This is a genomic window from Pradoshia sp. D12, assembly GCF_008935075.1.
Classification (GTDB): Bacteria; Bacillota; Bacilli; order Bacillales; family Pradoshiaceae; genus Pradoshia.
Genome location: NZ_CP044545.1, coordinates 3,033,327 through 3,046,527 on the forward strand (window position 1 = coordinate 3,033,327; position 13,201 = coordinate 3,046,527).

A 13,201-nucleotide genomic window follows, 5' to 3' on the forward strand; every position below is an offset into this window, starting at 1 on the left:
TTTATTTTATTTTATTTTTACATTGATAATAACTGCACCAACCACAATCCATAAAACGTAAAATAACATTACGATATAAAGGTGATCAGGCAGTAAAGGGACAAATATAAATATAATACCAAGTCCAATTAGATAGATACCTGCATACTTAGAGAGTCTCTTTTTATCTTTTACTTGACCTTCTACATATCCTGCTAAAATTTGTACTTTTCCTTTTTTCCAAACAAAATAAGCAGCCAAAAAATGAAGCCCTGCTACTATAAGGCCGACAAACAACTGCATTGTTTCAACCCCTTATACGGCATTTGTATTATATATACCTTCCGCTAACCTGCCCCTTTAGCTACATAAGAAATATAGCATTATAAATAAAATTCACATTAGCTAATTAAGGTAATAAGCCATTAATATGTCATCAGCATATGACCCATCTTCGTATTTAATTTGATTTCTTTGTCTTCCCTCTTCTACAAAACCCATACGCCTATATACTTTAATTGCCCTCTCATTGACTGAAGTTACCCCTAAGCAAATCTTTTCTAATTCTCCCTGTTTTTTTGCCCAATTTAGAAAGAATTCAATTAATTTTGTACCGATACCTTGATTTGTATATTCATCGGTAATTCCCATTCCGATCGAACCCGTGTGGTTTAGACGTTGATGTTGATAGCGGTTGAAGACTAAAAAGCCTACCACAATACTTTCTATTTCATAAACTATATATAGATTCCCCTCCTCAGCACTTTTACGTATTTTTTCTTTTTCTTTATTTATATTTTTTGGTATTTCATTTGCAGAAGACACAAAGAATTTAGTTGTCTTTTCTGATAAAATTATTTCTTTTCTAATATTGATAATTGTCTTCGCATCTACTTCCTCTGCTAATCGTATCAATTAATCATCACCTGCCTGTTGAAGTTTACCATTAATTTCAATTGGAGTAGTGTACTTTTATATTCCACTAAACCAGCTAATAGGTTGTCAATATCTCTCTGTATATTTCATTTTTTTATATGCTATACTGTTTTTGGGTATGCCAAATAACCCTCCAGTTTCATTTTGGAAGGTTTTTCTTATGTTGGATAAATATCATTTCCTAAGCTATATCTAGGAAATTCTGGTTCTTTTTCAATAAAGCATAAATCCAATGAAGCAGCTTATTGATACAAGCTACAATGGCAACTTTCGAAGGTTTTCCTTCTGAACGTTTTCTATCATAGAACTCTCTGAGCTTTTTATTTCTAGAGCTTCTTATTCCACATAAAACAGCTAAATATAAGCTATGCCTTAGCCTACTGGAACCTCGTTTGGTTATACGATTTATGTTCGCAGTAAACTTACCAGATGAATAGACACTGGGATCTACTCCAGCGAAGGCCACTAACTTTTTAGGGTGATTAAACCGATCAATTTCTCCTATCTCCGAAATGATTGTTGCCGCAATCTTTTCACCGATACCAGGAATCGATTGGATAATCTTATATTCTTCTATTTCATTTGCCAGGGATACCATTTGGCTCTCTAAATCCGTAAGGTGTCCTTGGTAGTGAAATAAAATATCGATATACATACTAAGATTGATAAGATGGCTTTCATATCGCACTTTCTGAAAAGGATTTTGAGAAGCTGAATGAATGAGCTTTCTTGCCTTTTCTTTGGCCCACTGTACAGACCGACTGGGACAATGTTCTCGTATCCTATCTTCTAGCTCTTCCTTGCTAGCCCTTAGAACCTTCTCCGAGGTAGGGTATTCCTTTAATACCGATAAAGATACTTTCGAAAATAGATCCCCAAAAACCTTTCTATATTCAGGGAAAACCTGATCTAAAATCGTATGGAAATGCAATTTTGCCTCCACATACATATTCGTCATTATCTCTTGTTGTCTCGATAGATTCCGAATATTTAGAAGTTGAATTCCTCTCCTTTTTTGAGGTTCAAATTCTTCTTTATAATAGAGAACACATAATTGATACGCATCAAACGCATCAGTTTTCACCTTTCTTAAACTGGCCTTCTTCGCTTGATGAGAAATGATTGGATTCAATAAGATATAAAGTATGTCATTCTCTTCTAAGCATTGAACAACTGGGGTATGATAATGTCCTGTTGATTCCAATATAACCACAGGCATCTGCCCAGTTGTTTCCTTCATTTCTTCTAAGAAATAGATAAACTTCTCCAACTCTTCACGATTATGCTTAATCGAAAAACTTGTTCCATACGGCTTTCCTTTATCTAAAAAAGCCTGTACTTCACTTTCTTCTTTGGCTATATCTATACCCACAACTGGGTTCATTCTTTCTCCTCCTCTGATAAATTCACCAGTACCCCTATTTCCTCCAAGTAGTATTATAGCTTCGCTTGTTATACGAGATCTCAGTCCCAACCAGCCTCAAACATATTTCTACAAGTAGGGGGTGAACAGTTTAGCGGACGGGATCATTTGTCCCACTGCCCCTTACGTTCTACCCTGGCTACTGATAGATTAAATTCATATGAAAAAAGTTCAACCAGAAAGTTCTGGCTGAACTATATAATACGAACCTGCCCCTTTTGTACAATAAGAAATTCAACACAAAAAGGCATTAATCCTTCTTAGATCAATTCCCCTGTTAGCTGAAGAAGCATTTCTGTCTCAACTTTTTAATATATATAAAAGATCATTAGGTTAATTTCGTAAAGTTAAAAATATAGGTAGCTTATTCAACTAAACTCGCGAGCAAACTGTAAATTTATGTTAAAATATTCTTGAACACTATTAGGAGGGATTAGTGATGATGCTTTACGGTCCGCTATTAGTAGCTCTTATTCTAGGAGGATTTATACTGTTACTTACTTGGTGGCTTGCTAAAAAGAGATTATCATTATTATTAATATCGTTACCAAGTCTTATAACAATTGTTGTTGCATTGGTTTTATTTTATATTGGAATTGTTGAAATTAGAGGTTTTGAAGGTGCAGCTTATGGATTTCTTTCCATATTCCTTATCACTTTTGCAATTATATCCCTGATTTTAGCAAAAAAAACAAAAGCTTCTTTATAGAAATATAAATTTCCGCCCGCATAGAACAAGTAAATAAATCTCTCGATACAGGGAGATTTATTTTTTATTTGTGAAGAAATGAAGCCTCGATTATAGTGAAAATCCCCCAAAAACAAACCATATCACCCTCAATATTCGACCTCTGAATAGAGAAACCTTCTTCCGCTAAACTGCCCCTTTAGCTCAAGAGAGATGGATGTAAAATTCGCATAGTGTATCTCATCAAGAATGGAAATTATTCACCGAATGATATTCTAGCCATTTGTCTATTTCGCTTTTCAAGAAACGGTTTTCACCCGAAATAGTCAGATAAGGAATATATTCATAGGTATCAAAACGTCCCTCTTCAATAGACGCTTTCTCTACTTCCTCTTTTTCAATAATTTCTTCTATGTCTTTAGTGCTTACAGATAAATATTCAGCCAGGTCATCAATGGTAAATACACTTTTCACCGTTGATATTTCTTCCTCATTACTTGTAGTAGCAATAGATGAAGAATCAGAGATTAAGAAAGCCCCGACAACGATACTTACCGCTATCAAAACTCCTCCTACGACACAAGATATATTCTTTTGACCCATTTTTCCACTCTCCATTAAGTTAGAATAGAATCCCACTATATGAGAATCCTTATTACCATTCTCTATTGATCGTTTGAAATCCTTCTTCCACTAACCTGCCTTGTTTGTGGAATAAGAAGAAGCGTCAAAATGACGGACTTACTCTCAGTTCTAGGATATTGAAGACTTTATATCCTTCATATATAAAAATATGAAAATTATACTAATGATTAAATAGTATATACCTAATATAGAGAAGGCATCTGTTGCTACCATTACAAATTCTTTATTTAGAATTACTGCTCTCCACAAAAAAGAACTAACGATAAAAGTTATAGGAAACAAAGCAAAGAAACCAGAAAAGTATAGTTGAAACAGCTTGCTACTATTCATATAAAAACCTCCTTTTTAGATGATCTAATGACGTTTAATAAACCCAACCGCCATTCCGCTAACCATAATATACCATATCGTTTTTGAGCTAACCTGCCCCGTTACTTCCATAAGATAAGAATAGACTTATACCAGTTCTGAATCCTAAGCTATTGCTTACTTCAATTGAATAAGGTATCAACAAAAATTAATTAACCTTTAATAAAATTTAATTTTTATTTGATTTTATTAATAAATATGTTAATATTTAGTTAAATTTTATAAAGGAGGGATATTTTGGATAAAAATGAAGTGCCCAATTGGCTCTTGTCTTTGGAGAAAGAAGACATTGAGTTTATTAAGAATTTTGTTATAAATTCCGGTTCATTAAAGGAGATAGCAAAATATTACCAAGTCTCTTATCCAACCGTTAGACTTCGGTTAGATAAACTGATACAAAAAATTGAGGTTAATGACAGTATAGAAAGTGAAGAATTTATAGGTTTCATCAAGAAACTTTCAATTGATGATCGAATTAGCTTAGAGGATGCAAAATTAATCATTGATAAATATAAAAAGGAGGTGAGAATAAGTGAATGATTGGTATGTATTATTGATAGCTTTATTAGCGTTTGGTATTCAATATTTTTTATCAACTAGGATTAAATTGTATTGGGGTTCTATTTTACCGATTGTATATTTGGCGATATTAATATATATCCAAATTTCCGGGATAATGGAATATTCGTTAATACAAATAATCCTCTTCGCAATTGTAGGTGAACTGTTTCTGATAGGATATTGGGTTACTGGCAGAAGAAGAGTAGATAATAACCGCAAAAAGGAACTAACTAAGATGAGGGCTTATGACATATAATTAGATCCGAGTCCAGGATAAATTTAGTATACCTTACTGAATAAATGCATACCTTTAAAACCCTAATAGTATGATTACTATGCTTGGATATTTAAAGATATAAAATAGAAGAGAAGAACAAGTTGATCATTTACTGATACCTCTTGTTCTTCTTGCACTAACCTGTCCCTTTAGTAAAAAAACCGACTGCCTTATTTCGCAATCATAATATTTAACTGAAGAAGGGGGCAATAATAAGCATTATCACTACACAAGAAATTAGAAAAATACTTACTTTCCTAGGGAGTTTCACCATTCCCTCACCTTTGTAAAACCCAGAAAATTGAAGTTTATTTCTATAAAGTACGAAGAGAAAGATAATAATTGCAAATCCTATAATCCAACCACCTGTGGTGTTATCTACATCTATCCCTAGACCTGAATAGACTAACTTCACAAAACCTCCTAATATGGCCCCTAAAATAAAATATATAACTGTTATACGAAGTAATTCTAAGATTATTCTCATCTGATTCACTACCTTATTATGAATTTAAAGTAAAACCTTTAGCAAAATAAGAAATAATTAATGTTTACCACGAATTTCTTTTAAAAGTTCTATGACTGTATCATTTTGTTTTTCAATCGATGTTAAACTCTTTTCTATCCTACTTGTAGAGATAACTATAACAATTAAAATTGCTAATCCAACAAAGAACAATCCAATCTCCCCCATACCAATGCCTTTTCAATAATATACCATTCAAACCAATCTTCGACTATTTCTATTCAGCTAACCTGCCCCGTTTCTTCCATAAGAAATTCAATATAAAAGGGCATTAATCCTACTTGAACAATGCCCATAGGTAAAGTAGAAAAGTTCACAATTCATTGCCCCATATGGAAGTGAATATCAATAGCAACCACTATCCCAATAAGTTCAAATACTATATCCTCTTTATGATCACTATCCCCTATATGATAAACATCATTGTTGAATAAATTTTCTTTTATCGTTTCATAAAATAAGGAGCGTTTCTTAATTGAAGTAACCAGTTTGTTTGTACTGCTATCCCTAACTGTGAAATCTATTGCATCATAACTACCTATTGCTGTTAATAATTCATTGCCATTTGCATCAATAACTTTTATTGATGGTGACTTACCTTTTGAAATTGATTTCACAGTGGCAATATGTTCTCCATTTTTCGTGTATAAAGTTAAATCTTTATAAAATCCAATCTCCTTTTTTATATAACCTACGATTTTTCCTTCTTCATCTAATAAATCTATCTCTAAATTTTCTACGATAATTCTCTGAGGTATAGCTAGGAGAAGCAGGCTGGCCAGCTTTATCATTTGATTGCCTGCCTTTTTCGAGGATTTTTTTGATTCTTGTAATTTTCCTATGGTTTTACCATCTGTATTTATTGAGTAAACTAACCCTTGTTTATTTAAACTTTCAACCTTTTGTAAGTAAATTTTTGAATATCCTTTAATCAAAATTATCCCCCATACTTACTTATATATTTGTTACTGTAAGTTCAAATTAATTGACCTATTAAACTAAACTGCCCCTTTAGCTGCATAAGAAAAAAGAGCTGATTACAGCCCTTGATATTGAGTAATGCTCTGTTAGTTGAACAGACGTTTACTTATTTTTTTCATAAATGTGTTACTTAAACGATTAATATGTTCATCATTTTTCACTAATATTCTATATGCATCTATTATTGATAATGTACGAATTAATGTGTAAATACCAATAGCAATTAAAGCTATAAAGATTGGATAGTAAGGCGTCAGAATACCTGTTGGTACTATTGCCTTTCTTACTAATAAAAAGGAAATTCCGCCTGCTGCAATAGAACATATTCCAACCAACATCACTACGGCATACTTTTTCTTAATATCTTCATACCTAACTTTCAGTTCTTCAAGAAAATTTTGATCAAATATTAAGGATTCTTTCTTAAGAATAGTATATCGATCTTCTTCTATAAAACCTGCTGTAATCGCTCCAATTCCGAGAACAGCAATAATACTAATTAGGATAGTAAAAATTACGGGATCCTGTTTAAAAACGAAATAAGGTATAGTGGATAAAATAAGAAGACTAAAACCTACGGCGAAGTATTTTGACATTTTACGTTGAGATAGCAGATAACCTTCTGCCATCTCTTTGCTTGCATAATATCCTTTTTCGTTTTCTTTACTTTGTTCAACGGTATCTTTTAACAAGTAATCAATTGACACCTCAAAAATATTTCCAAGCATTAGTAACTTTTCAGTTTCCGGAAAACCTTGACCATTTTCCCATTTACTTATAGCCTGCCTCGTAGTGTTCAACTTCTCTGCCAAGGCTTCTTGGGATAAGCCTTTCTCTTTTCTAAGTTTAAAAATTTTTTCACTAAAAGTCATATATAGCACCCCTTTCTTTTGATAGTTAAATTGTATTAAAACATCACTATGAGTTCCATATTTAGGGAGATGCACTTTGTCAACTTACGGTTGCGATTATGTTATTAAGCTAACCTGCCCCTTTACTTCCATAAGAAGTTCAATATAAAAGAGCATTAATCATTCCTGAAACAACGGCTCCGTTAGTTTAAATACATTTGAAACTAATAGTTATCCAACGTAATTCTTAAAACACCAACCCACAAGAATCATACTCACTATTCCCCAAGCTGTGGTACTCACTATCCACCAAATTACCGATTTTGCTTTAGCCTTTGAACTTTCCTCGTCTTCCATATTTGCTTTTATAAAAGCGACCTTACTTTCCATACCTTTTTTCATAGAAGCGAGAACAACAAATCCGATTATTATGAAACCAATAGTTATCCAGAATAATAAGTCCACCTTTTATAACTCCCTTTCTTTTCAATCCTCTTTATTCAACTAACCTGCCCCGTTTCTACAATAAGGAATTCAACAAAAAAGAGCATTAATCCTCCTTGATCAATGCCCCTTTTAGTTTAAGTGCAATTCTTCACGATTTATTTTAGGAAAAACTTACTTCCTATCCAACCGCCTAACAAAGTGGATAACCCAGCAATTATAGCTTTGGTAATGAGGAGGGTTACTCCCTTACCCAATGTCTTAGCAGCACTAAAGTAAGGTGATGTATTGTTAAAACCCTAATTATTTGTTTATTTTTACCATTAAAATAATGAGGCTATATCTTTTTCTTTTCCTTTCTCTCATCTACTACTGCCCTTACTATTGGCATTGAAAGTAGAATAAAGATAAGGAAAAGAGAAAAGTATTTTTTCTCAAGGTCAAAAGCCCAAATGACAAATACCGATATTAAGACAGCAACTGTATAAATAACCAAAACAATAGGATTAGATTTCCAAAATAACATCTCTTCACCCCTCTATAACAGCTCAAAGATACACATTTTTTATTAATTCTATATATTATTCATATTATCCTTCTTAAACTAACCTGCCCCGTTAGTAAAAAAGCGACTGCTCCTCTTCCGCAATCGCATCTATTTGTTTAGCAAGATTTTATTTCTAATTCTCATCCTTAAAAATAATTTTAGCAAATACTGCACCAACAATAGTCATTATGCCTGCAAAAAGACCCCTATATATCGACTTATCCCAATCTACAAAAGAATCTACAACGGTAAGTATTGTGGCAACAAATGCAGATGTAAAGATGATTTGTGGTGTATTTAATTTTGCATTTAATTTCATATTTGAATTCCCCATTTCGGTGTCATCGTGCCCCGTTTATCCTATTTCCTATATTTATTCTACTTTCAAAAGGCTTTATCCTTCTTCCGCTAACCTGCCCCATTAGTAACATAATGAGTTCAACAGAACGGGGCAGTTCACCCTTGGATAAACGCTCCCGTTTATAGATTTCACCACGCTCATTTGGAAGGTGAAAAAATTGAGCGATTAAACGAGTATGTGAATCTATTAAGAATTATATAACCGCATAAAAAAGCAGGAGAAGTTAGCCTGATTTTCTATTTTTTGTGTCTTTCCTTCTTTTTTTCGAATGAATTATCAAAGAAGTTATTATGAAACCTACTAACGAAACTAAGCCTACATACAGAAAACCAGGTAACTCAACACCACTTGATTTATAGCCGAAATACACGCTTAAGCAAGAGAGTGTTACTGCAAAAAAAAGATTAGAAATGTATTTTTTCATCTTTTCACCCACTCTTTCCAATTTTATGTTTACATTCCACGATATGTATAATATATTATAATACAAATGGAGAGGAGAGTGAATTTTTTGAATTATCAATCTAGGTTTGGGAGATTTTTGATTGGAACTTTGGTACTTGCACTTTTTGTAACTTGTTTAACACCATTTTCTGCGGCTGCTGCTGGACAAGAGGGATTATCAGATGCTGAAATAGAAAACAAGATAATCGAGAAAGAATTTCAGAATGTAGACTTGAATGAATTTGATGAATTTGAAGTGTATGAAGGTTTTGCTTCTATAGTTCCTGAAACAGATAGCGGAAAAATAGGTACACGAGCAGTATTAGGTCCTGATATTGGTGGTACCACATATTGGACAACTATTGCATCAGGAAGTAAGAAACTTACAAAAGCTGATTTTTATATATCAGGAGCATATGTAGTGATGTATACATCACTTTTAGGAAAGTGGAGTAAAACAATTGCTGCAATTGCTTCAGCTTTAGGTTTTGCAGCTAATACTGTTCCATCTGCGCTAGTTGGTGAAAAATTAAAATGGACCAAGAAAATAAAATGGGTTAGTAAGACAAAAGGTATTTATGATATTAAAACAACTGAGTACATAGAACGTAATGGCAAAAAAGTAACTATCGGCGAAAGAACTATTAGAGAAGATGGCGAAGAATAAAAATCGGTGAAAGAACTATTAGAGAAAATGGCTGGGGAAATTAATTGTTTGAGCAGAGAGATGTGAAAACCTTTCTCTTTTGTGGTTGCGGTGTCCGCAATCACTTTTTTGTTTTTCAGTGCTTCGTTTCTACAATAAGGAATTCAACAAAAAAGAGCATTAATCCTCCTTGGATCAACGCCCCCATTAGCTTAATAAGGATTGGTGTTCCTTTATAAATAAATTATATTCTTCAATAAATTGTTGAGCTTCTTCTAAGAAAGGGTAATGATTACTTTTTTCAATAATCACTAATTTTGAATTCGGTATTCCTTCCTCCATTTCAATAGAGTATAACACTGGACACTGTACATCATTTCTACCGCAAATTATTAAAGTTGGGGTTGATATAAACTCCAGCTTTTTCGTTACATCATAGACTTGTAATTCTCGGCTGAAAAAATCCATACGAATCGCAGACATTCCTTTACTAATGTTTAGACAAAAAAGCTCGTCATATTTTTCAGGGTCGAATAAAGATAGTTTCGTTCTTTCAATTTTTAGTTCTTTTCTTTTTTCTAATGATATACCTGAACGTTTCAATGTTTCATTAAGTTCTTGCATTCTGGTGAATTGGGAGTGTTTCGGATTATAAATACAATCTTTTGAGAATGTCATATATTCTCTTGCTGCAGCTCCGACAATCACATTAAATGTAAGAGATTTTGAAAAGTATATTCCGTAGATAATGCCTAACATACCCCCAGTTGAGTGCCCAGAAAATCCCCATTTATTAAAACCCAATTCTTCTCGAATAGCTTCTATATCAAATATTGTTTCCAAAAAACTTAGTTGATACGGTTCTTGTGCTTTCTCTGAATTACCTGCTTCTCTTAAATTTATCAAAAATACTTTGTTTGTTTTTGTAAAAGTCTCTGCAAAATAATCACCTGTCTGATTAAATTCTGCATAATGATGGGTAACACAAAGTTGTTCGCCTTCACCCTTTACAAATATTTCGAATACACCACGTGATGTTTTAAGTAAATTCCTTTCCCAATTCCCCAATAATATCTTCCTTTCTTATTAAACTGACCTGGTCTACCATAATAAGTTCAACAAGAAAGGTATTAAACCTTCTTCCGCTAAACTGCCCCGTTTCAACAATAAGGATTTCAACAAAAAAGAGCATTAATCCTTCTTGGATCACCGCCCCTGTTTGTTAAATAAGGATAAAGTCTTTGTTGACCTAAATCCACCCCACATTAACCGTATCATCATGAAAGAATTCAATAACATATTTCTGTGTAAGACAATAAATATATAAATCATTTCCTAACCAAACAATATCCTCAATATTACTTAATATTTCTCCAGTCAATTTAGTTTTTACACATGGATAACTATCGTATCCCCAAAAGATATATATAGGAATTGAAGTATCAAATCCTTTAGAAATTAGAAAGGATGGAATGCTCTTAATTTCTTGGTATTAGAACCTAGAATTTCAAATACTTCCGTATTCACAAACTTGGTTTTTTCATACATGATTTAATATTATTAGTTAACCTTTAATATGTTCCACAATAGCATTAAAATCCTTCTTGTACGCGTTGCCCTTCAAAGGATTTAAACCCTCACCAGTAATCTTTACTATTGTTATGTAAATAAAATAAAAAATGGTTTCCTGGTCTGGAATCCATTTTTGTAGTTGACCATATGGTGTTACCAATTCGTTTCTCTCTTTAACGTAAAGAAGATAAACAATTACTATTCACTGTCTCAGATGATATAAAAAATTCTTAAAGATAGAGGTGAGATTGATTGTTTTTTCTTCTAGAAATAATGACTTAAATAATATATTGTATACCTAAAACAATGAAAGCCCTACCTCTCTTTCATCCTTACGGCTCCTTGTCCGTGCCAGTGTGAATCAGGATTGCAAAAATCAAGTGACTATTTTATCGAGTTATTTGATGAAACTTCAAACGTTCGTAAAATAAATTTAAATAATAAAAATGGATTAGATTGTAGAAATTACAAAAGAGGTTAATGCTCTAAAGGTGAGTTGGAGAAGTTGAATGTCTTTGAAAAGATTTATTTTAATAATAAACATATTTCCAAAAAATCAGGAAATTTTCGGGAAAGTAATCAATTTTCTTAAATTAACCTTAACAGAAACTTTTTATTTGATTTTCAGTAATACCTTTAATTAATCCCAGTTCACTAATCAAAAATTCATGTGCGTTATCTAACATTTTTTTTTCGCTTGTATTAAGTGCTTTTTCTTTCTTCATACGCATTAAATCACGTACAACTTCAGTACATTCTTGTATTTTACCCGTTTTTATTTTGTCCGTGTTCACTTTATACCTTTGTTTCCACGGCAGTAATCTATCTGATTCTCCATGATGAAAGATGTTTATGATGTGTTTTAATGCAATTATGTCAGTAACAGGGCGTATACTTGAACTCTTACCCGTAGGAATCATGACTTGCATATTACCGATTAACATTTTTATAACATAATACTGTTGTTTTTCCTCTGAGATTTCCTTTTCTTCTATGGCTTTAATTAAACCTACTCCATGCATTGGATAAACAATGTTATCGCCAATTTGAAACAAATAATCCACCTCCATATATGGTAACCTTCTTAACCTTAACATATATATCATTTTTTAGCAAATATTTAATAATATCATAATTTATTTTCCGTTGTCAACTACTTTTTTCTTAAAGATCAGAAAAAGCACTAACAATAGGAATCGTGTCGGATTACCAATAAAGGGAAGGTTGATTTTCCCACGTATATTCTGAAACCTCTACTAACCTTAATATTATTATTCTTTATAAAACCTTCCTGCGCAAATAACACAAAAAGCGACTGCCCTGTTTTGCAATCGCCCCCGTTAGCTTAATAAAGGTATCCTAATAAATCTAACTTGCCATTTTCCCATTTTATATTACCTACTTCTTTGATCATAAGCTCATTAATCTTTTCATGTCCTATTCCGTAAGTTGATTGATTTTCATCGTCAATTTTTAACCATTTACATTCATTATTTACAGACTTGAATCCTGCGTTTAAGTACAATTTTTTGTTATCTGCAAACAAGAGTAAAAAATCAACTAACTTCCCTTCACAGAAATCATTTATTTCAGAGAGCAGTAATGAACCTATTCCCTGTGAACGCTTGTTTTTTGATACACATAAATCGATGATACCAAGAACTCTTATTGGTTTCCCGTTTAAATTCATTACTCTATAATCCAAGCCCACATGACCGACAAGTTGATTAGTATCATCAATTACAATGAACCTAAAATGAGGTAACTGCTTAAAGTAAATTCTATCTTTTGGATATACATCTGTAAAACATTCTACTAATAACTGCCGTAATTTAGTTTCCAATTGACCATTAATTTCATATTCGTAAATTTTTACAATTTTCAATTCAGTTTCTCCTCATCAGTTTATCATTGGGATAAAACTTATATTATATTTTTTCTTGAATAAACC

Annotated in this window: 17 protein-coding genes; 4 read left to right on the forward strand and 13 right to left on the reverse strand. The window is 32.4% G+C overall.

Going from position 1 to position 13,201, the window contains the following annotated elements:
- Positions 1-6: 6 nt before the first annotated feature.
- The 3 genes from F7984_RS14610 to F7984_RS14620 all read right to left on the reverse strand — a co-directional run bounded on the left by F7984_RS14610 (position 7) and on the right by F7984_RS14620 (position 2,299).
- Entirely contained in the window at positions 7-282 is a 276-nt protein-coding gene (locus F7984_RS14610) for a DUF3784 domain-containing protein (RefSeq protein WP_140461938.1), read from the reverse strand.
- Positions 283-384: 102 nt separating this feature from the next.
- Positions 385-894, reverse strand: coding sequence for a GNAT family N-acetyltransferase (locus F7984_RS14615; RefSeq protein WP_151675526.1), 510 nt, complete (start codon positions 892-894; stop codon positions 385-387).
- Between the two features lie 202 nt (positions 895-1,096).
- Positions 1,097-2,299 carry an IS110 family RNA-guided transposase gene (locus F7984_RS14620; protein ID WP_151675527.1) on the reverse strand — a complete coding sequence of 401 codons (1,203 nt, stop codon included), beginning with the start codon at positions 2,297-2,299 and terminating at the stop codon, positions 1,097-1,099.
- 478 nt (positions 2,300-2,777) lie between these two features.
- Between F7984_RS14620 and F7984_RS14625 the strand changes: the two genes are divergently transcribed.
- Positions 2,778-3,047, forward strand: a complete 270-nt coding sequence (locus F7984_RS14625; RefSeq protein ID WP_151675528.1) for a YesK family protein — start codon at positions 2,778-2,780, stop codon at positions 3,045-3,047.
- A gap of 222 nt (positions 3,048-3,269) precedes the next feature.
- Here F7984_RS14625 and F7984_RS14630 read toward each other — a convergent pair whose 3' ends face one another.
- Complete coding sequence (locus F7984_RS14630) at positions 3,270-3,629, reverse strand: hypothetical protein (RefSeq protein WP_151675529.1); 360 nt, start codon at positions 3,627-3,629, stop codon at positions 3,270-3,272.
- Positions 3,630-4,277: 648 nt separating this feature from the next.
- On the opposite strand from F7984_RS14630, the gene F7984_RS14640 reads away from it, so the two are divergent.
- Together F7984_RS14640 and F7984_RS14645 are read left to right on the forward strand one after the other, a co-directional pair.
- Positions 4,278-4,580, forward strand: a complete 303-nt coding sequence (locus tag F7984_RS14640) for a DUF2089 family protein (RefSeq protein ID WP_151675531.1) — start codon at positions 4,278-4,280, stop codon at positions 4,578-4,580.
- Positions 4,573-4,857 carry a hypothetical protein gene (locus tag F7984_RS14645; protein ID WP_151675532.1) on the forward strand — a complete coding sequence of 95 codons (285 nt, stop codon included), beginning with the start codon at positions 4,573-4,575 and terminating at the stop codon, positions 4,855-4,857. The genes F7984_RS14640 and F7984_RS14645 overlap by 8 nt, the downstream gene beginning before the upstream one ends.
- Before the next feature lie 565 nt (positions 4,858-5,422).
- On the opposite strand, the gene F7984_RS19165 is transcribed toward F7984_RS14645, so the two are convergent.
- From F7984_RS19165 to F7984_RS14675, 6 genes are all read right to left on the reverse strand, one after another.
- The gene (locus F7984_RS19165) at positions 5,423-5,572 is read right to left on the reverse strand and encodes a hypothetical protein (protein WP_192796814.1); all 150 of its coding nucleotides are present in this window, start codon (positions 5,570-5,572) and stop codon (positions 5,423-5,425) included.
- 152 nt (positions 5,573-5,724) lie between these two features.
- Positions 5,725-6,339, reverse strand: a complete 615-nt coding sequence (locus F7984_RS14655) for a hypothetical protein (protein ID WP_151675534.1) — start codon at positions 6,337-6,339, stop codon at positions 5,725-5,727.
- Between the two features lie 132 nt (positions 6,340-6,471).
- Complete coding sequence (locus tag F7984_RS14660) at positions 6,472-7,257, reverse strand: helix-turn-helix domain-containing protein (RefSeq protein ID WP_151675535.1); 786 nt, start codon at positions 7,255-7,257, stop codon at positions 6,472-6,474.
- A 210-nt stretch (positions 7,258-7,467) separates the two neighbouring features.
- Entirely contained in the window at positions 7,468-7,701 is a 234-nt protein-coding gene (locus tag F7984_RS14665) for a hypothetical protein (RefSeq protein WP_151675536.1), read from the reverse strand.
- A gap of 316 nt (positions 7,702-8,017) precedes the next feature.
- Positions 8,018-8,206 carry a hypothetical protein gene (locus F7984_RS14670; protein WP_151675537.1) on the reverse strand — a complete coding sequence of 63 codons (189 nt, stop codon included), beginning with the start codon at positions 8,204-8,206 and terminating at the stop codon, positions 8,018-8,020.
- Between the two features lie 154 nt (positions 8,207-8,360).
- Positions 8,361-8,546 (reverse strand): hypothetical protein, encoded by a 186-nt coding sequence (locus F7984_RS14675; RefSeq protein WP_151675538.1) that lies wholly within the window; start codon positions 8,544-8,546, stop codon positions 8,361-8,363.
- Between the two features lie 553 nt (positions 8,547-9,099).
- Here F7984_RS14675 and F7984_RS14680 point away from each other — a divergent pair.
- On the forward strand, positions 9,100-9,699 hold the full coding sequence (locus F7984_RS14680) for a hypothetical protein (RefSeq protein WP_151675539.1): 600 nt from the start codon (positions 9,100-9,102) through the stop codon (positions 9,697-9,699).
- 186 nt (positions 9,700-9,885) lie between these two features.
- On the opposite strand, the gene F7984_RS14685 is transcribed toward F7984_RS14680, so the two are convergent.
- The 3 genes from F7984_RS14685 to F7984_RS14695 all read right to left on the reverse strand — a co-directional run bounded on the left by F7984_RS14685 (position 9,886) and on the right by F7984_RS14695 (position 13,135).
- Positions 9,886-10,746, reverse strand: coding sequence for an alpha/beta fold hydrolase (locus F7984_RS14685; RefSeq protein ID WP_151675540.1), 861 nt, complete (start codon positions 10,744-10,746; stop codon positions 9,886-9,888).
- A 1,103-nt stretch (positions 10,747-11,849) separates the two neighbouring features.
- Positions 11,850-12,320: a CarD family transcriptional regulator gene (locus tag F7984_RS14690; RefSeq protein ID WP_066108620.1), complete on the reverse strand. Its 471-nt coding sequence runs from the start codon at positions 12,318-12,320 to the stop codon at positions 11,850-11,852.
- Positions 12,321-12,595: 275 nt separating this feature from the next.
- On the reverse strand, positions 12,596-13,135 hold the full coding sequence (locus tag F7984_RS14695) for a GNAT family N-acetyltransferase (protein WP_066108626.1): 540 nt from the start codon (positions 13,133-13,135) through the stop codon (positions 12,596-12,598).
- Positions 13,136-13,201: the final 66 nt, after the last annotated feature.